Origin of the sequence: Nocardia vaccinii NBRC 15922 (genome assembly GCF_001613305.1) — a bacterium.
GTDB classification, from domain to species: domain Bacteria; phylum Actinomycetota; class Actinomycetes; order Mycobacteriales; family Mycobacteriaceae; genus Nocardia; species Nocardia vaccinii.
In genome coordinates, this window is record NZ_BDCC01000011.1 from 18,150 (window position 1) to 41,770 (window position 23,621).

Below are 23,621 nucleotides of genomic sequence, written 5' to 3' on the forward strand. Positions count from 1 at the left end.
GATCAGCCCTGCGCGACCAGGTCCTCCGGTTCGGTTCCGGCGTGGGCGAATTCGGCCAGCGACGCGGCCAGCGCACGCGGGACACGCGCGCAGACCCGGGTTCCGGACTCCTGATGGTCGGAGCTGATGATGCTGCCATCCGCGTGGATCCGGGACAGCAGATCGCCTCGGCTGTACGGCAGCAGCACGCTGACCTCGACATCCAGGCCGCCGAGAATATCGGCCAGGCGGTCGCGGAGTTCCTCGATGCCCTGTCCGGACCGAGCGGAGACGAATACGGCGTCGGGCAGCAGCCCGCGCAATTGCGTCAGCTCCATCGGGTCCAGGGCGTCGATCTTGTTGACCACCAACAACTCCGGCGGCGCCGGGGTGCCGGTCTCGCGCAGCACGTCGGTGACCACCGCGCGCACCGCCTTGATCTGCTCGTCGGGCAACGGATCGGAACCGTCCACGACGTGCAGCAGCAGATCCGCGCCGGTGACCTCCTCGAGCGTCGAACGGAACGCCTCCACCAGCTGCGTCGGCAGATGCCGCACGAATCCGACGGTGTCGGTGAACACGACCTCGCGCCCGTCCTCCAGGGCGGCGCGGCGCGTGGTCGGATCCAGGGTGGCGAACAGTGCGTCCTGCACCAGAATGCCCGCGCCGGTCAACGCGTTCATCAGGCTCGATTTACCCGCGTTGGTGTAGCCGACGATCGCCACCGACGGAATGCCGCTGGAGGTGCGCCGCGACCGCTTGGTGTCGCGGGCGGTCTTCATCTCCCGGATCTCGCGGCGCAACTTCGCCATGCGCTCGCGGATCCGGCGGCGATCGGTCTCGATCTTGGTCTCACCGGGACCACGCGTACCCACACCGCCGCTCGCGCCACCCGCGCGACCACCGGCCTGCCGGGACATCGACTCACCCCAACCGCGCAACCGCGGCAGCATGTACTCCATCTGCGCCAGCGAAACCTGCGCCTTACCTTCGCGCGAGGTCGCGTGCTGGGCGAAGATGTCCAGGATCAGCGCGGTCCGGTCGATCACCTTGACCTTGACGACCTTCTCCAGTGCGGTCAGCTGCGCGGGCGTCAGCTCACCGTCGCAGACCACGGTGTCCGCACCGGTGTCGAGTACCACCGCGCGCAACTCGTCGGCCTTACCGGAGCCGATGTAGGTGGCCGGGTCCGGCTTGTCGCGGCGCTGAATCAGCGCGTCGAGCACCTGCGAGCCCGCGGTCTCGGCGAGCGCGGCCAGTTCGGCCATGCTCGCGTCGGCCTGTGTCGCGGTGCCCTCGGTCCATACGCCGACCAGCACGACCCGCTCCAGGCGCAGCTGCCGGTATTCGACCTCGGTGACGTCGGTGAGCTCGGTGGACAGCCCCGCGACGCGTCGCAGCGAGCTGCGCTCCTCGAGCTGCAGTTCGCCCACGGTCGGTTCCGGAGCCCACCCGCCGCCGGCGCGATCCTCGTCCGGAGCGGTCGTATCCTCCGGGACGAATTCGTCGACCGGAGTGAACTCATACGTTTCGGATTTCCTCATATACCTCCATGCTCCCATGAGATAACCCGAAGACGCACTCGAGTTATTTCCCGGCCGGGCAGGCCGGCCCTGGTACGGCCGGTCGTGACCGGTTCGGGGAATTCAGATGCCGTCCCACCACTGCCGGGCGATCCGCCCCGAGGCGACCAGTTCGGACGGCCCGCGCAACCGCGCGTCACCGCGGTCGATGCTCACGGTGACCGCTCCCCCGGGCACCCGCACGACCACCTCGCCGGAATCCTTCTCGATCACGAAGCCCTCGCGAACCAGTGCTGCGGCGGCCGCGGCCACGGTTCCCGTTCCGCAGGAACGGGTTTCACCGACGCCGCGCTCGTACACACGCATATCGGCCCCGCGCGGACCGTCGCCGGAGTGATCCAGTGCGGTGAGGATCTCGACGTTCACACCGTGCGGGAACATCTCCGGTTCGTAGCCGGGGGCCACGGTCAGATCGAGTTTCGCCAGAGCCTGAGCGGTCAGTTCCGGATCCACGCAGGCCAGATGCGGATTTCCGACGTCGATGCCGATACCCGACAGCGTCCGGCCGCCGAGCGTCGCGAAGGATTTGCCCAGCTCACGCACCGATCCCATCGCCACGGTGACCTCGCCGTGCACGCGGTCCGCGGCGTGCACGACCACCGGCCGCGCCCCCGCCCGCGTCCCGACCACGAACGATCCGCTGGCCTGGGCACCGATCACCGCGAGGTGGTGTGCGAACACCCGCACTCCGTTACCGCACATCTCCGCGATCGAACCGTCGGCATTGCGGTAGTCCATGAACCAGTCGTCCGGGCCGACCCCCTCGGGCAGCGCGTCCAGCACACCGGCTTCGACCAGGGGTTCGGCCCACGCCACCCGCAACACACCGTCCGCTCCGAGGCCACGCCGCCGATCGCACAGCGCCGCCACCCGGCTCGCCGTGAGATCCAACCCGGCCTCCGGGTCGAACAGGATCACGAAATCGTTCTGCGTGCCGTGGCCTTTGGTGAATTCGATATCGGACACTCCCGTATTCTCCCTGTTCCGCACCATACCGCTCGTCACCGGGGTCTCACCGAACCGCCGCGCTCGGTCCAACACCCGGCTCGCCGCGCGGATTCCACGCCCGGCCGACCCATTCTCGGAGAACGCCAGTAGCTCGGAACATCGATCGCGTCCGTTCCGGCCGAACGCGGCCCCGTGCAGCTCTCCCGCTGCCGGTCCGACCGCGGCACAGACGCGGACCGCACCTCAGCCCCCCGGACGTTCGCGAACATCCCGGGGTAGGCCGGACAGCACGTCTTCGAGGGCGGTTTCGACGAGATGAGGGTCGGCGCCATCGAGCCAATGGACGCGCGGGTCGCGACGGAACCAGGAGCGCTGGCGGCGGACGTAGCGGCGGGTGCCGATGAGGGTGCGTTCGCGGGCGTGGGCGAGATCGTACTCGCCGTCGAGATATGCGAGCACCTGAGCGTATCCGATTGCGCGACAAGCGGTTTGCCCCTCACGAAGACCTTGTTCGACAAGGGTGCGCACCTCGTCCACGAGACCTTCGTCGAACATCGCCGCGGTGCGGAGCTCGATGCGGGCGTCGAGCTGTGCGGTCTCGCGGTCCACACCGAGAATCGCCGTACCCCAGTGGGGTTCGCCGATCCGTGGCTGTGCGGCGGCGAACGGGCGGCCGGTCAATTCGACCACCTCCAGCGCGCGCACCATCCGACGGCCATCGGTGGGCAGAATCGCCTGCGCCGCAACGGGATCGGCGTCCCGAAGCGCGGTGTGCACCGCACCCACGCCGCCTTCGGCCAGCAGCGCCTCCCATTTCGCGCGGACCCGCGGATCGGTGGCCGGAAATTCCCACCGGTCCAGCAGCGCCTGGACGTACATCATCGATCCGCCCACGATGACCGGCGTGCGCCCGCGCGCCATGATGGCCTCGACATCGGCCGAGGCGCCGCTCTGATACGCGGCGACGGTGGCGGTTTCGGTGACGTCGAGCACGTCGAGCTGATGATGGGCGATGCCGCGGCGATGTGCCACAGGAAGTTTCGCGGTGCCGATATCCATGCCGCGATACAGCTGCATGGCATCGATGTTGACGATCTCCCCGTTCAGGCGCTGCGCCAATTCCAGTGCGAGATCGGACTTTCCGGTGGCGGTGGGACCCACGACGGCAATCGGGGTGATCACGAACCGGCCCCCGGCCGCCAGGTGCTCACCTGATAGCCGACACCGAAAGGCGCTGCCCGGTAGCGGGTTTCGACCTTCGGGACGTCACCGGAGAACAGTCCGGCCAATACCTGGTAGGCCGGGCGGCCCGAGATCCGGAGCTCCGCGCACAGCTCGGTGTCCAGCGTCGTCAGGACGACCGGGTCGCCCGCGGACAGGGCGTCATCGATCTCGTCCTGCACCGCCCGCGCGCGCGGGTCCAGATAGCCGGGCGCACCGGTCGACAGGGTGGCCGCCCCGTCGGCGACCACCAGCACACCGTAGGTCTCGGATTCCGCATCCAGCTCGCGACGCAGCCGCTCGCCCAGCTCGACACAGTGCGCGCCCGGAGCGTCGTGATCCACCAGCCGGGCCGTGGCCGTCACGCCCTCGCCCGCACATCCGCGCACCCACCCGCCGATCAGCACCGGCAGCGGCAGGCCGGGGTCGGCCGGCGCGGTCCCTTCCAGTGCGGCATCCGACAACGCGACGCGGACGTCGGCTCCGTACCCCCGGAAGGTGCCGACCGTCCCGGCATCGAACATCGCGACGTCACGTCGGCCCGCGCCGGGCCCCGGCACCTCGCGCAACGCGCCGGCCACCATCCCAGCCGCGAACTCCTCCACTTCGCCCGGACCGGTTCCGTCGGCCTCGGCGCCGACCCCGACGACCAGCCACCGCGACGCAAGCCCCGCCAGCTCGCGCGCCGCGGCCAGCACCGCCTCCCGCAGCGGCGGCACCTGGGCCGCGAGGTGCGTGTCGTCGACCTCGGGCCGTCCGCCGCACAATTCGGGGACCAGCACGGGCGGTGATGGGATCAACACGGCGAGACCGAACACGCCGTCAACGGTAGCGGCCGGCCCCGGCGGCGCGCCCGGGCCGGTCCGGACGGGCTGCGCAGCGAGACGTTCGGGCCGGTCACAGGGCAGGTCGACGGTGCTCGCGGCCCCCGCGCGCGCGGAGCTTTACCACGTATTCGCGGTCCCTGCCACCGCTCTCGTCGCGCCACCCTCGATAAGAGGCGGCGTATCTGTGGTTCGGCTGGTTGAATGGGATGAAGCTAGGGCGTAACCAGGCAGCCGTGACGCGCGGCAGGGACGAGGAGTGATGACCGAGAACAGCGGAACCGAGAAGGCTACCCATCCGGACACCGGCACGGCGCAGCAGTCCAGCACCCCCGACGCACCGGAACCCACGCCCGCCGATGCCGCGGCCCGCCCCGGTCCGGTGCCCAAGCCCGGCGCACCGCGGCCGGGGGCACCCAAACCGGGTACCCCCACGCCGGGCGTCCGCAAACCCCAGGCACCCACCTCGCACGAGGTGCCCAAACCGCATGCGGTCAAGCCCGCCCCGGGCGCGGGGCAGGAGCATCCGCATCCGGTAGTGGTGCCGACGGTCAGCGATCCGAGCCGCTGGGGCCGCGTCGACGACGACGGCACCGCCTGGGTGAAGACCGCGGAGGGCGAACGCCGGATCGGTTCCTGGCAGGCCGGTGACGCCACCGAGGGCCTGGCGCACTTCGGCCGCCGCTTCGACGATCTGGCCACCGAGGTCGCCCTGCTCGAGGCTCGTCTGGCGGCCGGAACCGACGCCCGCAAGACCAAGACGGCAGCCCTCGCGCTTGCCGAATCGTTGCCGACGGCGGCGGTGATCGGCGATATCGACGGCCTCGCCCGTCGCCTGCAAGCGATCGCCGAACACTCCGAGGAAGCGGCCGCGCAGGCCAAGGAGGAGAAGGAGCGCTCTCGGCACGAGCAGACCGAGCGCAAGGAGAATCTGTGCGCCGAGGCCGAGCAGATCGCCGCCGACTCCACCCAGTGGAAGGCCGCGGGCGATCGGCTGCGGGAGATCCTGGACGAGTGGAAGACCATCCGCGGGGTGGACCGCAAGGTCGACGACGCCCTGTGGCGGCGGTTCTCCAAGGCGCGCGAGGCGTTCAACCGCCGCCGCGGCGCGCACTTCGCCGAACTCGACCGCGAGCGTGCCGCGGCCAAAGCGCGCAAGGAGGAGTTGTGCGTGCGCGCGGAGGAGTTGTCCTCCTCGACCGATTGGGCGGGCACCGCCTCGGTCTTCCGCGATCTGCTGTCCGAGTGGAAGGCCGCGGGCCGCGCGCCGCGTGAGGCCGACGACCAGCTGTGGCGGCGTTTCAAGAATGCCCAGGACGTCTTCTTCGGCGCGCGCAATGCCGCGGCATCGGAGCGGGACGCCGAATTCGAGCAGAACGCGTCCGCCAAGCTGGAACTGCTGTCCGACTTCGAGCACCGGATCGCGACCCATCTGGAATCCGATCTGGACGCGGCACGCACCGAACTGCGGCATCTGCAGGACCGGTGGGACGAGATCGGCAAGGTCCCGCGCGAGCGCATGCAGGAACTCGAGGTCAGGTTGCGCGCGATCGAGAAGCAGGTCCGCGACGCGGTCGACACGCAGTGGCGACGCACCGATCCCGAGGCCGTGGCGCGCGCCGCGCAGTTCCGCGAACGCGTCGCACAGTTCGAGGAACAGGCGGCCAAGGCACAGGCGGCCGGTCGCAACCGCGATGCGGACAAGGCTCTCGAACAGGCACAGCAGTGGCGCGAATGGGCCGAGGCCGCCGAGGGCGCGGTCACCCGGCGCTGAATCACATTGCGCGGTAATCGGACTCGGCCTCAACGCCGAGTCCGATTACCGCCAGCACCGCCCCGGACGCATCGCGCATCGTGGGCGGTATGCATCGAGTCGTTGATCTGAAAGTTCTCTACTTCGGGACGCCGGTGGTGCTGATCGGCACCCGCAATCCCGACCACACCCCCAATCTGGCGCCGATGTCCTCGGCATGGTGGCTCGGTGATCAGTGCATGCTCGGGATGAACACCGGGTCGCAGACGACGATCAATCTCCTGCGCGAACGCGAATGCGTGCTGAATCTGCCCGGCCCCGACCTGGCCGAGGCGGTGGATCGGCTGGCGCTGCTGACCGGAGCGCGGGAGCTGACGCCGCACAAGATCGAGAAGGGCTACCGCTACGAGCCGGACAAGTTCGGCGCGGCCGGGCTCACCCCGCTCCCGGCCGACCTCGTCGCGGCCCCGAGGGTGGCGCAGTGCCCGATTCAGCTCGAATGCGAACTGATCTCCGCCGAGCCATTCGGCGGGCGGGCCACCGCACACACCGTGCGGGTGGTGCGCGCCCACGTCGAGAACGATCTGGTCGTACCGGACACCGAACACGTCGACCCGGACCGCTGGGATCCGCTGATCATGAAGTTCTGCGAGTTCTTCGGCGGCGGCGCCCGGCTTCGGCCGTCACGGCTGGCCGAGGCCTGGGAGATACCGCAGCCCGCACCCACCCGCTGACATCGAGGCCCGGCTTACTTCTCGGTCGGGTCGTCCTCGCCCAGCAGCCAACGGCGACTGCGCTCCTCTTCCGCCGCGGCGGCGAGGCGGCGCTGTTCCTCGGCCTCCAACTGGACCGCGGTGCGGCTCCAGACCACTTTGAGCCAGTGGAAGGTGAGCACGATCATCGCGATCGCGCCGAGGATCAGCCCGATCGACGGTCCGGCGCCATGGTAGTTGCCCAGTTCCGGAGTCTGGCGGTGCCAGATGGACAGCACGCCGAAGACGCTGCCCACGGCCGAACCGGCGACCGCGATCCAGGCCAGGGCCCAACGGCGGGTCAGCAGGGCCAGCGAGGAGAAGCCGATGCCGAAGACCAGCACGAACCATTGGAACACCCGCGAGGGCAGCCCGACGTGGTCGGCGACGGCCGTGTGGTCGAACAGCAGGATGTCCATTCCGCGGGTGTGCCCGGTATGCGGCAGCACCAGGGTCAGCAGCAACACGAAGACCGCGCCCGCGACCACCATCGCGCGATAGCCGGGATCGATCTCACCGGCGATCTTGCGCTCGACCGCCTCCAGATCGTCGTGGTAGGACTCGAAGACCTGAGTCTGCTCGGGATTCATCTGCTCCTCGTTCGACTGGGAATCGCCGCTCGCGGCCCCGGACGCGGCAGCAGTATCCGACGCGGCGTCGTTCCGGGCCGAATCATCGTGCGGCACAATGGCTTCGCTGCCCGATTCGACTGTCTCGGCAGGCTCGGACCTTCGATCGCCGGACGCCCCGGGACCGCCGCGCGCACCAGCCGAGGCGGCCCGGCCCGGCCGGGATTCGTCTTCGGAACGTTCGGGCATCAGTTCTCCACCACTGGTCGCGGTTCTGGGCGCTGGCGTCGGTCCGGCCTCGCCGCCGGATCATGCTCCCACCCTACGACTCGGCGTCAGGGCACTACGACCCGACGTCGTATCCGCACCGGCGTGGAACGATCACACCTCGCATCCGGACGCGCAGCCCGCGGTGGCCGGCAGCGGTTCCGGTGCGCCGATGCGCGGCAGACCGAGCCCGACGCCGATCGGAGCGGTCTTGGGCGTGATGCCGCGCTCGTGCGAATCGCCCGCGCGAGTGCGGCGGTGCCCGCGAATCTCGCCGTCGGCGATCAGGTGGTGCGGCGCGGCCTCGGTCAGCACGACGTCGACGATGTCACCGGGGCGGATGGTGTTGTGCTCCGGCGGCCGGAAGTGCACCAGCCGACCGTCACGAGCCCGCCCGCTCATCCGGGCGGTGGCGGCGTTCTTCTTGCCCGCCCCCTCGGCGACCAGCAGTTCGACCTCGGTCCCGAGCAATGCCCGGTTCGCCTCCAGCGAGATCTCCTCCTGCAGCGCGATGAGCCGGTCGTACCGCTCCTGCACCACCGCCTTGGGCACCTGGTCGGCCATGGTGGCCGCGGGCGTGCCCGGACGGATCGAGTACTGGAAGGTGAACGCGCTGGTGAAACGCGCTCGGCGCACCACGTCCAGGGTCTGCTGGAAATCCTCCTCGGTCTCCCCGGGGAATCCCACGATGATGTCGGTGGTGATCGCGGCGTGCGGCATCGCGGCGCGCACCTTCTCGATGATGCCCAGATAACGCGCCGAACGATAGGACCGGCGCATGGCCTTGAGCACCCGGTCCGAACCCGATTGCAGCGGCATGTGCAGCTGCGGGCACGCGTTCGGGGTCTGCGCCATCGCCTCGATCACGTCGTCGGTGAATTCGGCCGGATGCGGTGAGGTGAACCGGACCCGCTCGAGCCCCTCGATATTCCCGCAGGCGCGCAACAGCTGGGCGAACGCGCCGCGATCTCGCGCCTGGCCGGGGTCGGCGAAGTTCACCCCGTAGGAATTGACGTTCTGACCGAGCAGGGTCACCTCCAGCACGCCCTGATCGACCAGCGCCTGCACCTCGGCGAGCACATCGCCGGGACGGCGGTCGACCTCCTTGCCGCGCAGCGACGGCACGATGCAGAAGGTGCAGGTGTTGTTGCAGCCCACCGAGATGGACACCCACCCGGCATAGGCCGACTCGCGCTTGGCGGGCAGCGTCGAGGGGAACGCCTCGAGCGATTCGAGGATCTCGACCTGGGCCTGCTCGTTGTGCCGGGCCCGCTCGAGCAGAACCGGCAGCGAGCCGATGTTGTGCGTGCCGAACACCACGTCCACCCACGGCGCCCGGCGCAGCACGGTGTCGCGATCCTTCTGAGCCAGGCAGCCACCGACCGCGATCTGCATACCGGGCCGACCGGCCTTGATCGGGGCAAGATGCCCGAGCGTTCCGTAGAGCTTGTTGTCCGCGTTCTCACGGACCGCGCAGGTGTTGAACACCACCAGATCCGCGGTCGCACCGGGTGCGGCCCGGTGATATCCGGCATCCTCCAGCAGGCCCGAGAGCCGCTCGGAGTCGTGCACGTTCATCTGGCACCCGTACGTGCGCACCTCGTAGGTACGGGTCGTGTCCGCGGCGGCCACCGCTCCTTCCGCGGCGCCTGCTGCCACCTGCATCGACGAATTCACCCGTCCAGGGTATCGGTAGCGCGTTCCCGGCGCGCCGGGGGCTTTGCGGGCAAGTTCCTGAATCATCGACCGGCGTTGCCGCACACTGGGAATGCCGGCGATCGGCACTCACCACGTCCGTCGTTCAGCAGAGAGGGCATTCGATGAGGTTCACCCGGGCATTGCGCCTCGGCATCGGCGTTCTGGCGCTCACGGTCGTGGCGAGCGGATGCGGCACCGCCGGCTCCAGAACCGCCGTCCGGGATGCCGCCGCCGGAAAGCTCACCGTCGGCATCAAATTCGATCAGCCCGGGATGGGTCTGCAAAACCGGGACGGCTCGTTCTCCGGATTCGACGTGGCCGTCGCGACCTACGTCGCGGGCAAACTGGGGGTGGCGCCGCGCGACATCACGTTCAAGGAGGCGCCCTCGGCCCAGCGCGAGCGGCTGATCCAGAGCGGACAGGTCGACATGGTCGTGGCCTCCTACTCGATCACCGAGCAACGCAAGCAGAAGGTCGATTTCGCCGGACCCTACTTCGTCGCGCACCAGGGCCTGCTGGTCCGCGCGGACAACGCCGCCATCCACGATCCGAATTCGCTGCCCGCGGGCAGCAGACTGTGCACGGTGGCCGGGTCCACGTCCGCCGAACAGGTGCGGCGGGAGTTCCCGCAGGGCGTGAAACTGACCGAGTACGACACCTATTCGCTGTGCGTGGAGGCGCTGCAGAGCAGGATGGTCGACGCGGTCACCACCGACGACGTCATCCTGGCGGGCTATCAGGCGCGCTCGCCCCGGCTGCTGAAACTGCTCGGTCCGGTCACCCTGGACGGCAATCCGGTGCGGGAGTTCTACGGAATCGGCTTGCGCAAGGGCGACAAGGAATCTCGCGACAAGATCACCGACGCGATCACCGCGATGCTCACCGATCCGGCCAAGTCGTGGCAGACCGCGCTGACCCAGAACCTCGGCGCGGACTTCCCGATCCCCGCACCGCCCACCGTCGACCGGTACTGAAGCGCCGGTCCGCGACCGGCTCGGAGCGGACGCCCGAAGTTCGCGGCGGACGTTGAACTCAGGCCGCGTGAAAATCTTCCCTGGCGGGAGCATCATTTCTACCGTTGCCGAATGACCGCCAACGAGTCCCCTCAGCCCGATTCGACGACACCCGAGGACCCAAGCGCCGCTTGGAGTTTCGAGACCAAGCAGATCCACGTGGGACAGGTGCCCGACGACACCACCAACGCCCGCGCGCTGCCGATCTACCAGACCACCTCCTACACCTTCCGCGACACCGCGCACGCGGCGGCGTTGTTCGGTCTGGCCGAGCCGGGCAACATCTACACCCGCATCGCCAACCCCACCCAGGACGCGGTGGAGCAGCGGATCGCCGCGCTCGAGGGCGGCGTCGCCGCACTGCTGCTGTCCTCCGGACAGGCCGCGGAGACCTTCGCGGTGCTCAACATCGCCGGGGCCGGTGACCACATCGTGTCCAGCCCGCGGCTGTACGGCGGCACCTACAACCTGTTCCACTACACGCTGCCCAAGCTCGGCATCACCGTCGAATTCGTCGAGGACCCGGACGATCTGGAGCAGTGGCGCGCGGCGATCCGCCCGAACACCAAGGCGCTCTACGGCGAAACGGTGTCCAACCCGCAGAACCACGTCCTGGACATCCCCGGCATCGCGCAGGTCGCGCATGCGGCCGGTGTGCCGCTGATCGTCGACAACACCGTTCCCACACCGTATTTGATCCAGCCGTTGCAGCACGGCGCCGATATCGTGGTGCATTCGGCGACGAAGTACCTGGGCGGCCACGGTGCGGCCATCGCCGGTGTGATCGTCGACGGCGGCGCCTTCGACTGGACCGTCCGGGACGTCGACGGCAAGCCGCGCTTCCCCGGCTTCGTCGAGCCCGATGCCAGCTATCACGGCGTGGTGTACGCAGATCTGGGCGCTCCGGCGTATGCGCTCAAGGCCCGCGTGCAGTTGCTGCGTGACCTGGGCTCGGCCATCGCGCCGTTCAACGCGTTCCTGATCAGCCAGGGCCTCGAGACGCTGAGCCTGCGGGTCGAGCGGCACGTGCGCAACGCCCAGGCGGTCGCCGAATTCCTCTCCGAGCGTGCGGAAGTCACCTCCGTCGCCTATGCCGGTCTGCCATCCTCGCCGTGGTATGAGCGCGGAAAGCAGTTGGCGCCCAGGGGAACCAGCGCCATCATCGGATTCGAGCTGGCCGGTGGCGTGGACGCCGGAAAGCGTTTCGTGGAGGCGCTGACCCTGCACAGCCACGTGGCCAATATCGGTGACGTCCGTTCGCTGGTCATCCACCCGGCCTCGACCACTCACTCGCAATTGACCCCGCAGGAGCAGCTCGCCGCGGGCGTCACGCCGGGCCTGGTGCGCCTGGCGGTCGGCATCGAGGGGATCGAGGACATCCTCGCCGATCTGCGGACCGGATTCGCCGCGGTCCGATGACGGTACGGCGTCGGGTTCCGCGAAGGAGCCCGACGCGTACCTCGCCGGTCGTCGCGACCCCGCACATGGCGGAATTCTCCATCGACGGCCAAACCCAGGCGACCTCGCGCCATCCGGGCGGCGCACGGTTCAGATCCCGGCACCGCGTCCGCGGTCCGGCACGGTGCGCGAGGTGAGGGGCCGCGCCGGCCGACCTATGCTGGCCGGATGAGCACACCCGCAACGCTGGTGACCATCGCCGAGGACGTAGACGCGGTGACCACGATCGGTGACGAGGACGATCCGGCCGCCGCCGGCCTGAGCAGGGCGCAGATCGAGGCGGTGTGGGGTTCGGTCCGGCAGTGGTACCGGCTGGGCACCACCCCCGCGATCCAGGTCTGTCTGCGGCGCAACGGCCGCGTCGTGCTCAACCGTGCGATCGGGCACGGCTGGGGTAACGCCCCCGGCGAGGGTCCCGCCGCCGAAAAAATCCTGCTGACCCCGGATATGCCGTTCTGCGGATTCTCCACCGCGAAAGGTGTCGCCGCGGCGGTCATGGCGATGCTCATCGAGCAGGGCTACTTCACGTACGAAGACCCGGTCGCCCGGCACATTCCCGAATTCGCGGCGCACGGCAAGGAGTCGATCACCATCGGCGACGTGCTGTCCCACGCGGCGGGCGTGCCGTTCGTGACGGGGCCGTACCGCGGTTTCGAGCTGGTGGTGGACGACGAGCTGGCCGAGCGGGCGCTTGCCGACCTGACCCCGGCCTGGCCCAGGGGGCGCTTCCGGGTCTATCACGCGATGACCGGCGGACTGATCCAGCGGCTGCTGGTGCAGCGGGTCACGGGCAAGCGGATGCGCGATCACCTGGCGGAGCAGATTCTGGACCCGCTGGGTTTCCGGTGGACCAGTTTCGGCGTGCGGGCGCGGGATGTCGACCGGGTCGTACCCAGCGTAAAAACGGGCCCCAAACCTTCCCCGGTGATGAAATTCCTCGCGCACAAGGCGCTCGGCGGCGCGTTGAGCGGGCCGATGTCCGAGCAGAAGAATCGCGATTTCCTCACCGCCGAACTGCCCTCGGGCAATCTGGTCACCACCGCCGCGGAGCTGTCGCGCTTCTACGAGATCCTCACGCGCGGGGGCGAATTGGATGGGGTGCGGATCATGAAGCCGGACACCGTCCGGGCCGCGGCCGCCCCGGCGAAGTGGATTCCCGGTGCGGCGGGACGGGTCAGCCGGGCCGGATTCGAACTCGGCGGCAGGCGGTCCAAATTCGGGCGGCACACCGAATCCCATTTCGGCCGTAGCGGTCTGACCACGCAGTACGGCTGGGCCGATCCGGCTCGCGGACTGTCCGGCGCGATTCTGACCAGCGGTAAGGCCTCGACCGACGTGCAGCGCCCGGTCCAGCTGTGTGCCCGGATCGCCCGGGTCATCGGACCTTCCGACGCGGGCGGTTTCGACCTCTGAACCCCGGGCCCGGCTCAGGGGCGAATACGCAACTCGTTGTGGATGATTCGGGCGGCCTTGGCCATGATCGCCTCCGCGCCCGGCTGGACCACCGCCGGAACCCTGGACTGGGTCAGCACCGCCACGGCGAGGGTCTGCCCGTCAGCGTGTTCGACGACGCCGACCTCGTGCCGGAAGTTCAGCAGTGAACCGGTTTTGGAGGACCAGCGTGAGGCATCGGAGCTGAAGTCCGGTGCGAGCCGATGCCGGAGCACGTTGTCCGCCATTAGTTCCCGGGTTCGGGCGGCGGCCGGCTCGGTGATCGTCGTTGGTCGCCACAGACCCTGCAGCAGATCGGCGAAGGCGCGGGCCGAGCCGGTGTTGGCACTGCCGACATCCAGCTGCGGCACCGGGTGACCGTGTCCGGCGGTGGCCGCCTCGATGGCGAGGGTATGCGCCAGATACGCCTGGGCCTGCTCGAACGCCTCGGCCGGGGTGTGAGTCAGATCGTCCATGAGATGCCGCACGGCGATCCCGTCGTATCCGAGCCGCCGCAGCTCGGTGGCCACCTCGGCGGGCGGCGTCAGGGCGAACAGCGCGTCCGCGGCGGCGCTGTCGCTGATGGCGATGCTCAGATACAGCAGATCGTCCAGCGCGATCGTGGCGGAATACCGGAATTTCGCCACCCCGAGGGGCCCCGGCGTGGTGATCGCCCCCGGCCGCACCGTGATCGCGGTGGCCGGATTCAGCTCCCCCCGCCCGATCCGTTCCAGCGTGGCCACCACGAGCGGCACCTTCACCAGCGATGCGATCGGCCACTCCAATTCCGCATCGATTCCGAGCTCGTCCCCGCTGTCCAGATCCCGCACCAGAATCGACCCCCGCAACCCGGCGTCGTCCAACTCCCGCCGCGCCACCCGCACCGCCGTGGTCATCCCCATTGCCGCACAACCTTTCTCATGTGCGCACTACCGATCTCACGACGGCTGCGCACGTCCCGTGGCCGGACACCATCAGCTCCGCGACGATCGAAGCGCAGCCTTCGCGAATCCGCCGCGAGGCAAGCGGTTTCGTGAGTACAGCGACATCCGGTTCGGGCGGCGACGCCACGTGACCGCTCGACCACACCCGGCCGGGCCTCCGGTGTCCGCACCGCCGGCGACCGGCCGCGGCTCGGTCCCGCACAGCGCGCTCCCGATCGGCTGATCGCATCCGGCGAATCCTGGTGCCGCCTGCTCGGCATCACGACCGCGCACCGCCATTACTCGCCGTTTGCGCGCCGGTGTCCGGCAGGCCCAGACAGCGAGCGATCGCGCGGTGGGACAGGGTGGCGATGCGCTCGGCGTCCTCGGGGTGCGCGGCGGTGATGTCGTAGCCGCGGGCAGGTTCCAGTTCGCCGATGGGTCGCCAGTTCAGGCCGAATTCGGCGGCCTGGGCCGGTGCGCAGAGCAGCAGGTCGTGCGAGGCCAGGACCGCGGCCGCGGCGGTGACCAGAGCCGGACCCACGACAACCTGAATCGGTTGCAGCCCCAGCGAATCGCGCAGACGGATGACGCGATCGCGGATATGCGGGACGTCGTCCTCGGGTTGGATCCAGACTCGGCGGCGACGGCTGTCGCGGTCGGCGCGTCCGGCGCGCAGGGTCTCCAGGTAGATCGGAGTACTGTGTGGGCCCCCGATTTCGGCCAGTCCCAACGGGATTCGCCAGATCGCGCGATCGGCGGGCACAGCGACGAGGGCCGCGCGCACCTCCTGGGTGCGGACCAGTTCGGCGCGTTCGCGCGGGTCGGCCGGATGCAGATCGAGTGTGAGGCCGTTGGCCGCGCCGTCGGCGACCAGACGGGCCAGCGGGAGCGGTCCGCAGACGGCGGGTATCGCCATTCCGAAGGGGCGGGCGCGGGCGCGTTCGGCCTCGTCCTGCATCGCCTCGGCGAGTTCGACCAGGCGGCGCGCCGAGGGCAACATGTCGCGACCGAACGCGGTGAGCGTCGCGGTGCGCGAGGTGCGGTCGAGCAGCCGGGCGCCGAAATGCTGTTCGAGCGCGGCGATCCGGCGGCTGGCCACCGATTGCGGGATTCGCGCGGCGGCGGCACCCGCGGTGAAACTGCCGTGACTGCTGACCGAGACGAAGGCTCGGCAGGCGGCGACCATATCCACGATGCGGCAGTCTATGCCGATCCGGCATGGTTTCGCCGATTTCTGTCTTGGACGGCATCGTCGATCGGTGCCAGGCTCGTCGTCACCACGCCGCCCATACCGTGCGGCGGTCGATCGGAAGGTGCCCTCGATGTTCCATTCCGCGTTCCATTCCGCGCGGGTTCGCCGCGTCGCTGCCACCGTCGCGGTCGGCGCGACCCTGCTGGGGTTGTGCGCATGCGGCTCGAAACGTTCCGATTCCGTCGCGAGCACCACCTCCGCAGTCCCGGCGACGACATCGGTCGGCGGCGGCACGCTGTCGGGCCGATTCGGTGCGCTGGAGCGCCGTTTCGGCGCGCGGCTGGGGGTTTTCGCATTGGACACCGGGTCCGGACGCACCGTGGAGTACCGCGCCGACGAGCGGTTCGCGTTCTGCTCCACATTCAAGGCGCTGGAGGCGGGCGCGATCCTGGCCACCGCGGGTCCCGCCGAACTGGAACGCCGGATCAGCTATACCGCAACGGATTTCACGGCCTATGCGCCGATCGCTCGCCAGCACGTGGCCGATGGGATGACGGTGCGGGAACTGTTGGACGCCGCGGTGCGCTACAGCGACAACACCGCGGCCAATCTGCTGTTCGGCCTGTTGGACGGCCCACCCGGCCTACAGCGCGACCTTCGGAATCTCGGCGATCAGGTGACCAGGAGCGACCGTGTCGAACCGGCGCTCAGCCAGGCCGTACCGGGCGATCCACGCGACACCAGCACACCTCGTGCCATTGCCGCCGATCTGCGAGCCTACGTCCTGGGCAACACCCTGCCCACGGACGGGCGCGCTCTGCTGACCACGATGCTGCGCACCAATACGACCGGCGCGGGGCTCATCCGCGCCGGCGTTCCGGCCGATTGGGTGGTCGGCGACAAGACCGGCAACGGCGATTACGGCACCCGCAACGACATCGCCGTGCTCTGGCCGCCGCATCGCGCGCCGCTCGTTCTCGCGGTGATGTCCACTCGCGGCGGTCGCGACGACAGCTTCGACAACGCCCTCATCGCCCAGTCCGCGAATGTCGCGGTCACGGCATTGAGTTGATATCCGATCCCACACGGGCACAACAGAATCGAAGCAGGGACAAGATGAACGGGAAATTTTCGCCACTGACGCGCCGCGGACTGTTCGGCGTGGGCGCGGGTGTCGCGGCGGCAGTGGGCGGCGTGGCCTGCGGAACCGCGCGGGAGAACGCCCATCCCGCACGACAGCTGACCGGAATCCGGCTGCGCTGGTGGGGCAACAACGGCTGGGAGATCCGGATCTCCGCTCCCGGCGGCGACCGGACGGTGCTGATCGATCCGTGGCTCACGAGATTCCGGACCGGCACCTACACGCCCGCGGGCGCCGATCCGGCGACACCTCTCTCGGTGGACACCGCCCTGATCGACCACTACGTGGACAGTGGCGAACTGCGCGCGGACCACATTCTGGTCACGCACGGGCACTACGACCATCTCACCGATGTCCCGTATCTCGCCCACCGCACCGGCGCCACCGTGATCGGCACCGAATCCCACCTGAATCTCCTGATCGCTCTCGGTGCTCCGCAGGATCAGCTGTCGACGGCATCCGGCGGTGAGTACATCGATTGCGGCACTTATCAGATCCGGATTCTGCGCTCCCTGCATTCGCAGCTCGGCCCCCGCGCCCGCATACCGTTCCCCGGCACGCGTCCGGCGGCCCCGCCGCCGCGCCCGCGAACCATCGCCGACCTCGTCGAAGGCGGCACGCTCGCCTACCAGATCGACACTCCCGGAGGTTCGGTTCTGAATTTCGGCGGCTCGAACTACATCGAATCCGAGCTTGCCGCCCTGCGCCCCGACGTACTGCTGCTACCGGTCGGCGGCTCGAATGTGCACGACTACGTCCCGCGCCTGCTGCGCACCCTGGGAAACCCGCCCCACATCCTCCCGACGCACTGGGACGATTTCGACCTCCCGCTGAGCCGGCCCGCGAAAGACACCGGCGGACTCGCCCCGCTCCGCAAAGCTGTCACAACGGCCAGCCCGTCCAGCAGCTTCGTCGTATTGGACCATCTCCAGACCTACCCCGCCTGATCGGCATCGCGACTTCGATGTCACTCGGGTCTACATGGTCCGTATCCGCGGTCGGCCGTATCCGAACTGCCGACCACCTCTCACGGGTCGAGACGCCGACACCCGGGGTGGTCGACGCGTTGATCGGTGTATGACGATGACGAGTGCGCTGGCGGCGAGCGGAGGCAAGGCCCGCTGTGCCGCGGTGATGTAACCGCTTCGGGTGGGGAGCATCGCGCCGTTCGGAGTGGTGGCGGCGAGCAGGAAGCCCGCCAATGCACTGCCGATACTCATTCCGATACTGCGGGCGATCTGGTTGATCGAGAGCACGCCGGCCGTCTCCGCCCGGCTATTCGCCTGCGGCAGATACGATCGGCTCGCAACGGACTTCGAAATTGACGGAGTTTGCGATGTAGCAGAGTTCGTGCGCGCGCTCGTGGAGGGTCCGGGTGCGGTCGGCGTGTTCGGCGTCGGCTATGCGGACCCGCGGGCGCAACACCACTTCCGAGAAGTGGCCGCCGCCATCGGCTGTTTCGACCATCGTCCCGGATGGATGATCGGTGTAATCCGTGACGACTATCCGCTCCTGCGCACATAGTGCGAGAAACCACAGCATGTGACACTGCGACAGGCTGACAACCAGCAGCTCCTCCGGATTCCACCGCTCCGGCACACCCCGGAACGCGGGATCGGCGGTACCGGGAATCACCGGCTTACCCGGCGCCGTAATATCGTGCGAGCGTTCGTATTCCCGATAGCCGCTGGTGCCCGTCCCGGTATTACCGGTCCAGATCACATCCACTTCATAGTGATGAGTCTTCGACGCCACGGGCCCTCTTTCTCGAGATGTATTCAGAACTGGTCACCACACCTGCCGACAGATGTTTGTCGATCGTCTCGCACAGGTACCGACTCCGGCCATCGAATTTATCCCGCACATCCGCCACGAGCAGACAACACAGCAGACCGACCTGCCTTGTATCCCACTACACCAATCGGTCGACGCCCATGATCAGCGCGAGAAGTGTTGCGGCGCAATCATTCCGGTAGTCCTCACACACGGCGGTCAGCCGGAAGCGATCGCCGCCGATCGCGGCGAACAGCACCTCGGCCACGGCGGGATCCTGCACATCCGCGCGGATGATTCGGGCCGGGAGCAGCGGATCATCCGATGTCCGCGGCGGCCAATTCGGTTTTGACGAGTGCATAGGCTCGGGACTGGTGGTAGCCGCGGCGAGCGAGCATGCCTACCAGGCGGCGGATCAGCTTGTCGCGGTCCAGGTTTCGGGGAATGGTGCGAAGTTTGCGTTGGATCAGGGTCCTGGCGGCATCGTCGGAGAGAGCGTCGCGATCGGCAGGCAGATCAGCAATGGCGACATGGTGATCAGCGACATCACCATCGCCGAGGTCATCGTGTCGGTGACCGATCGGTGCGGCATGGTCGGGTGCGGCGAGGTCCTCCGATGTCGTGCTCCCGGGTGGTTCGGTGCGACGCAGGGTCGATCCGGGACGTTCGGGGCGGGGCGGGGCCGGGAGGTCGGCCTCGGCCACCGCTGCCTTCACGACCGCATAGGCCGTGGAGGGATCGTAGCCTTTGCGGGCCAGCATTCCCACGAGGCGGCGAGTTGCCTTGTCACGGTCCAGGTCCGCGGGCAGAGTGCGCAGCTTACGGTGGACCAGCTCGCCGGCGCGGGTGCGTTCGTCGTCGACGCTGATGGATTCCAGGGCCGGAGCCGCGACCTCGGGGGCGACGCCTTTGCGACGCAATTCCCCGGCGAGAACCTTCTTCCCCTTGCCGGAGTACGTGTGCCGGGAATGCACCCACTGCTCGGCGAATGCCGCATCGTCGATCAGCCCGACAGCGGCGAGCCGATCCAGCGCCCGCTCGGCGACATCGGACGCAAAACCCTTGTCCGCCAACTTATCCGCCAATTCGGCCCGGCTACGGGCCCGATCGGTCAGCAATCGCAGACAGAGATCCTTCGCCTGCGCCTCGGTTCCCGCCGCAGTCTCCCTCTGGACCTCCTCCTCTCGCCGCTGCGCCCCTCGCCGAGAACGACGCCCGGATTCATTCGGCGCACCATCCGGACCAGCCCCCTTCTCCGGCAGGCCATCCCCGAAGCGCCGCCCGGCATAGGAGTCTCCGGCGCTACCACCTGGCCAGATCGCCTCTTCGGACGAATCAGCGCCCGGCCGCCGCGTCCGAGTGCATTCATCCGAACCTGTTCGGCCGGAAGGGAATTCACGATCGTCAGGGTGCCCACCGCCGTCGGGATGCCCGATCGGCGACGTGCTACCCTCCCCTCGGCCCGAAGACCGGTCGCGACCCGAATTGCGTTCCTGCCGAGCGGATCTGATGAAGTCATCCGCCCGCGCACTCCGACCCGGCTCGGGGTCGACACTCCGGGATCCCAGGCCGGTACGGGACGGACCGCCGTGATCGGCCGGGTCGGCGGGACGAGCGTCGCCCGGATGATGTTCCGCGGCATCCGGATGATCTATCGGACCTCCATCGGAACGCCACAGACCGCTGGCGTTCTCCTCCCCCGCTCCGGACGGCTTTCTGCGGACCGGGCGGCGATGCGGGCGAACGGAATCGGCGGACTCGTCCGCGCGTGCACGCCCACCGGACTCGAGTTTTTCGAGTTGGCGGCGCAGGCGTTCCACCGCTTCGAGCCGAGTCGCGCCGGGGTCGCGGGCGGGCCCGGACCCCGGCGGTTCCCGGTGCGGCATCGGCTAGAAGTCGACGGGTGCCTCGGCACCCGCGTCTGCGGTGACATCGGCGCCGATGCCGAGCTTCTCCTTGATCTTCTTCTCGATCTCGTTGCGCACGTCGACGTTCTCCAGCAGGAACTTGCGCGCATTCTCCTTGCCCTGGCCGAGCTGATCGCCCTCGTAGGTGTACCAGGACCCGGACTTGCGGATGAATCCGTGTTCGACACCCATATCGATGATCGAGCCCTCCTTGGAGATGCCGACACCGTAGAGAATGTCGAACTCGGCCTGCTTGAACGGCGGAGCCACCTTGTTCTTGACGACCTTGACCCGGGTGCGGTTACCGACCGCGTCGGTGCCGTCCTTCAGGGTCTCGATCCGACGGATGTCCAGGCGCACCGAGGCGTAGAACTTCAGCGCTTTACCACCGGTGGTGGTCTCGGGCGAGCCGAACATGACGCCGATCTTCTCGCGCAACTGGTTGATGAAGATGGCGGTGGTGCCGGAGTTGTTGAGCGCGCTGGTCATCTTGCGCAGCGCCTGGCTCATCAGGCGGGCCTGCAGACCGACGTGGCTGTCGCCCATCTCGCCCTCGATCTCGGCACGGGGCACCAGTGCGGCCACCGAGTCGATGACGATGATGTCCAGCGCGCCGGAACGCACGAGCATATCGGCGATTTCGAGCGCCTGCTCACCGGTGTCGGGCTGGGAGACCAGCAGGGCGTCGGTGTCCACGCCCAACTTGCGGGCATAGTCCGGATCCATGGCGTGCTCGGCGTCGATCATGGCCGCGACGCCGCCGTTGGCCTGGGCGTTGGCGATCGCGTGCATGGCGAGCGTGGTCTTACCGGAGGATTCCGGACCGTAGATCTCGATGATGCGACCCCGCGGCAGACCACCCAGGCCCAGGGCGACATCCAGCGCGATGGACCCCGTCGGAATGACCGAGATGGGCTGGCGCGCCTCTTCCCCGAGGCGCATCACCGCTCCCTTGCCGAAACTCTTCTCCACCTGAGCCAGAGCGAGTTCGAGAGCCTTGTCGCGGTCGTAGGCCTGTGGTGCCATCGTCTGTTCCCCTTCTCACGGGTGATCGTTGTGTGGTTGGCGCCCACAGTAGAGGGCGGCACCGACAAGTTCCGCCGACAAGCTTAGACGAACACGTGTTCGAGGCAAGCGACACGCCTGGCCTCCCCGGCCACACTTCCCCCGAACATCGTCCATGCCCCTACACACGCCGGCCGGCTCGGGACCTCCGCTTCGGCGGCACCACCGCGATGCGGTCCGCGCCCATCAGCGCCTGCGCCTGCTTGAACACCCGCAGCGACGGGGTCACCTCGACGTCGGTGATGCCGTCGAGCGAACCCAGCCGCTCGGTGACGTACCGGTACAGGTGTGCGGTGTCGCGACAGACGATCGAGGCGATCAGGTTGGTCGCGCCGGTGGTGGCGGCGACGAACGCCGTCTCGGGAAAGGCGGCGACGGCGGTGCCCACCGCGTGCAGATCGGCCGGACGGGTCCGCATCCACAGCGAGGCGCGCACCGCGTATCCCATTCGCTCGATCGCGAAGTCCAGATCGAAATAGAGCACACCGGCCTCCACCAGTTCGGCCATCCGCCGCGCGGCCCGGGTCGCACTCCACCCGGTCTCGGCGGCGATCCGGGCGTACGACGCGCGCCCGTCCCGGCTCAGTAGCGCCAGCATCGCCTCGTCCGCGGCCGACAGGTCCATCGGCTCGTCCGGGCCCGCGGGATCGGCGATCGAGCGGGTCGAGGAGCCCAGCGCCGCGCGCTGTTCGGCGGTGAGCAGGCCACCGAAGCGCGGCCACTCCTCCTCGAGCGGGAACCGGTGGATGATCTCGTACGCGTTCAACCGCGTCACCTGACTCGCCCGCGGAAGGACGTTGAGCAGCAACGTGTCTCGCTGCTCGGCCGTGCGCGGCCGGCTCACGCACGTCACCTCGGAACCGGTCGACAGCAGCGCCACCCAACCGACATCGGGCAGCCGTGCCAGCGATTCGGCCAGCCGCAGCGCCTTGTCGGGGGTCGAACCCAGCCGCAGCATCCACCGGGTGCTGCCCAGCGGCACCGCGTTCACCAGACCGGAGATGTGCAGGATGCCGCGCTCGCGCAGGGAGCGATAGCGCCGCGCCACGGTCTGCTCGGAAACGCCCAGCACCGCACCGAGTTTCGCGAACGGGATGCGCGGATCGGTGACCAGGCCGTGCACGACCTGGCGGTCCAGCGGATCGAGCACGGAGGATTCGTGTACTCCGCCGACAGTCACCGGCGGATGGCGGTCACCAGATTGACCAGCGTTGCGCCGACGTGCCCGGCACCCGCCTCGACCACCGGCAACGGGCGACCCGCCGCACGCAGCCAGTCCGCCAGGCCGGTTCGCTCGGCATCCCAGCCGCGCTCGGAGAACCACTGGGCCGCATCGGATCTCGGATCGTTGTAGATCAGCCGGGCCCAATCGCTCTTGGCCTCGTCATCGGCCTGCTCGGACTCGACCATCTCGGTGTACTCCTCCCGGGGCAGCGGCGTCATCTGCTCGATGGCGGCGCGACTGCCCACCGCACTGGCCGAATCGAGCGTCGCGAACAGCTGGTCCTGCGCCTCGGGGGTGATGTAGATCAGCAGCCCCTCCACCAGCCAGGCGGTCGGCGCCGCCGGGTCGAATCCGTTGTCCCGCAAGGCGTCGAGCCATTCCTCGCGCAGATCCACCGCGACCTCGCGACGCTCGGCGACCGGTTGGATTCCGGCCTCGGCCAGCGTCTTGTGTTTGAACTCCAGCACCTGTGGCCGATCGAGTTCGAAGACCACCGCACCCGCGAGATACGGCAGCCGGTAGGCGCGGGCGTCGAGGCCCGCCGCCAGTATCACCACCTGCGCGACGCCCGCCTCCCGGGCATCCCGCAGATAGTCGTCGAAATATCTTGTCCGCCCGGCGATATGGGCACGGAAGGCGGTCCCGAAATCCTCCGACCGCAGGATGTGGTCGCGGGTGAGTTCGGGGTCCGGATCGGCCAGCTGGGCCCACTCCCCTCCCGCGGCCCGCAGGAACACTTCAGCCAGCGGATCGACCGCGAGCGGGTCGTCGTCCCGCCCGGCCAGGGTCCGCGCGGCCGCCACGAACAGCGCTGTCGACCCCACACTCGTAGTGATGTCCCAGTCGTCACTATCGCTTCGCATGCGGTCACGCTATCGGCGAGGCCGCCGAATCAG

At 68.8% G+C, this 23,621-nt stretch carries 21 protein-coding genes and 1 pseudogene; 7 read left to right on the forward strand and 15 right to left on the reverse strand.

All coding sequences use genetic code 11. From position 1 onward, the window contains the following. Positions 1–2: 2 nt before the first annotated feature. The 4 genes from hflX to NV1_RS08085 form a co-directional block, all read right to left on the reverse strand. A complete protein-coding gene (gene hflX / locus NV1_RS08070) occupies positions 3–1,523 on the reverse strand; it encodes a GTPase HflX (protein ID WP_067887329.1) in 1,521 nt (506 codons plus the stop codon). Positions 1,524–1,625: 102 nt separating this feature from the next. Continuing rightward, positions 1,626–2,519 (reverse strand): diaminopimelate epimerase, encoded by an 894-nt coding sequence (gene dapF, locus NV1_RS08075; RefSeq protein WP_067887571.1) that lies wholly within the window; start codon positions 2,517–2,519, stop codon positions 1,626–1,628. Positions 2,520–2,753: 234 nt separating this feature from the next. Then, positions 2,754–3,692 (reverse strand): tRNA (adenosine(37)-N6)-dimethylallyltransferase MiaA, encoded by a 939-nt coding sequence (miaA, locus tag NV1_RS08080; protein WP_157116696.1) that lies wholly within the window; start codon positions 3,690–3,692, stop codon positions 2,754–2,756. Next, positions 3,689–4,549, reverse strand: a complete 861-nt coding sequence (locus NV1_RS08085; RefSeq protein ID WP_067887334.1) for a class III extradiol ring-cleavage dioxygenase family protein — start codon at positions 4,547–4,549, stop codon at positions 3,689–3,691. The genes miaA and NV1_RS08085 overlap by 4 nt, the downstream gene beginning before the upstream one ends. A gap of 268 nt (positions 4,550–4,817) precedes the next feature. Here NV1_RS08085 and NV1_RS08090 point away from each other — a divergent pair, with 268 nt between their 5' ends. Both NV1_RS08090 and NV1_RS08095 read left to right on the forward strand, forming a co-directional pair. After that, a complete protein-coding gene (locus NV1_RS08090; protein ID WP_084525190.1) occupies positions 4,818–6,329 on the forward strand; it encodes a DUF349 domain-containing protein in 1,512 nt (503 codons plus the stop codon). An 89-nt stretch (positions 6,330–6,418) separates the two neighbouring features. Continuing rightward, positions 6,419–7,042: a flavin reductase family protein gene (locus NV1_RS08095; protein ID WP_067887577.1), complete on the forward strand. Its 624-nt coding sequence runs from the start codon at positions 6,419–6,421 to the stop codon at positions 7,040–7,042. A 14-nt stretch (positions 7,043–7,056) separates the two neighbouring features. Here NV1_RS08095 and NV1_RS08100 read toward each other — a convergent pair whose 3' ends face one another. Together NV1_RS08100 and miaB are read right to left on the reverse strand one after the other, a co-directional pair. Further along, a complete protein-coding gene (locus tag NV1_RS08100) occupies positions 7,057–7,650 on the reverse strand; it encodes an Rv2732c family membrane protein (RefSeq protein WP_067887579.1) in 594 nt (197 codons plus the stop codon). Between the two features lie 360 nt (positions 7,651–8,010). Then, positions 8,011–9,561: a tRNA (N6-isopentenyl adenosine(37)-C2)-methylthiotransferase MiaB gene (miaB, locus tag NV1_RS08105; protein WP_067887581.1), complete on the reverse strand. Its 1,551-nt coding sequence runs from the start codon at positions 9,559–9,561 to the stop codon at positions 8,011–8,013. Between the two features lie 155 nt (positions 9,562–9,716). Between miaB and NV1_RS08110 the strand changes: the two genes are divergently transcribed. The 3 genes from NV1_RS08110 to NV1_RS08120 all read left to right on the forward strand — a co-directional run bounded on the left by NV1_RS08110 (position 9,717) and on the right by NV1_RS08120 (position 13,478). After that, entirely contained in the window at positions 9,717–10,568 is an 852-nt protein-coding gene (locus NV1_RS08110) for a glutamate ABC transporter substrate-binding protein (protein WP_067887337.1), read from the forward strand. Positions 10,569–10,679: 111 nt separating this feature from the next. After that, positions 10,680–12,026 carry a bifunctional o-acetylhomoserine/o-acetylserine sulfhydrylase gene (locus NV1_RS08115; protein ID WP_067887340.1) on the forward strand — a complete coding sequence of 449 codons (1,347 nt, stop codon included), beginning with the start codon at positions 10,680–10,682 and terminating at the stop codon, positions 12,024–12,026. Positions 12,027–12,233: 207 nt separating this feature from the next. Then, positions 12,234–13,478, forward strand: coding sequence for a serine hydrolase (locus NV1_RS08120; RefSeq protein ID WP_067887343.1), 1,245 nt, complete (start codon positions 12,234–12,236; stop codon positions 13,476–13,478). Positions 13,479–13,492: 14 nt separating this feature from the next. Here NV1_RS08120 and NV1_RS08125 read toward each other — a convergent pair whose 3' ends face one another. Together NV1_RS08125 and NV1_RS08135 are read right to left on the reverse strand one after the other, a co-directional pair. Then, a complete protein-coding gene (locus NV1_RS08125; RefSeq protein ID WP_067887347.1) occupies positions 13,493–14,398 on the reverse strand; it encodes a serine hydrolase in 906 nt (301 codons plus the stop codon). Between the two features lie 301 nt (positions 14,399–14,699). Further along, positions 14,700–15,608, reverse strand: coding sequence for a LysR family transcriptional regulator (locus NV1_RS08135; RefSeq protein WP_218026939.1), 909 nt, complete (start codon positions 15,606–15,608; stop codon positions 14,700–14,702). A 136-nt stretch (positions 15,609–15,744) separates the two neighbouring features. Between NV1_RS08135 and bla the strand changes: the two genes are divergently transcribed. Beyond that, positions 15,745–16,686 carry a class A beta-lactamase gene (gene bla, locus NV1_RS08140; RefSeq protein ID WP_084525191.1) on the forward strand — a complete coding sequence of 314 codons (942 nt, stop codon included), beginning with the start codon at positions 15,745–15,747 and terminating at the stop codon, positions 16,684–16,686. Positions 16,687–16,730: 44 nt separating this feature from the next. Next, positions 16,731–17,702, forward strand: coding sequence for an MBL fold metallo-hydrolase (locus tag NV1_RS08145; RefSeq protein WP_067887355.1), 972 nt, complete (start codon positions 16,731–16,733; stop codon positions 17,700–17,702). Positions 17,703–18,030: 328 nt separating this feature from the next. Here NV1_RS08145 and NV1_RS08155 read toward each other — a convergent pair whose 3' ends face one another. From NV1_RS08155 to NV1_RS08175, 7 genes and pseudogenes are all read right to left on the reverse strand, one after another. Continuing rightward, positions 18,031–18,510 carry an OsmC family protein gene (locus NV1_RS08155; RefSeq protein WP_084525192.1) on the reverse strand — a complete coding sequence of 160 codons (480 nt, stop codon included), beginning with the start codon at positions 18,508–18,510 and terminating at the stop codon, positions 18,031–18,033. Between the two features lie 157 nt (positions 18,511–18,667). Continuing rightward, positions 18,668–18,811, reverse strand: a complete 144-nt coding sequence (locus tag NV1_RS43340) for a hypothetical protein (protein WP_157116698.1) — start codon at positions 18,809–18,811, stop codon at positions 18,668–18,670. 34 nt (positions 18,812–18,845) lie between these two features. Continuing rightward, positions 18,846–19,244: a regulatory protein RecX gene (locus NV1_RS46730; RefSeq protein WP_373864598.1), complete on the reverse strand. Its 399-nt coding sequence runs from the start codon at positions 19,242–19,244 to the stop codon at positions 18,846–18,848. Beyond that, positions 19,227–19,790, reverse strand: a pseudogene (gene recX, locus NV1_RS46735) (recombination regulator RecX); the annotation flags it as partial. The pseudogene recX and the gene NV1_RS46730, both read right to left, overlap by 18 nt. Positions 19,791–20,417: 627 nt before the next feature. Then, positions 20,418–21,461 (reverse strand): recombinase RecA, encoded by a 1,044-nt coding sequence (gene recA / locus NV1_RS08165; protein ID WP_067668692.1) that lies wholly within the window; start codon positions 21,459–21,461, stop codon positions 20,418–20,420. A gap of 160 nt (positions 21,462–21,621) precedes the next feature. Then, a complete protein-coding gene (locus NV1_RS08170) occupies positions 21,622–22,680 on the reverse strand; it encodes an Lrp/AsnC family transcriptional regulator (RefSeq protein ID WP_067887364.1) in 1,059 nt (352 codons plus the stop codon). Next, a complete protein-coding gene (locus tag NV1_RS08175; protein WP_067887366.1) occupies positions 22,677–23,588 on the reverse strand; it encodes an SAM-dependent methyltransferase in 912 nt (303 codons plus the stop codon). The genes NV1_RS08170 and NV1_RS08175 overlap by 4 nt, the downstream gene beginning before the upstream one ends. Positions 23,589–23,621: the final 33 nt, after the last annotated feature.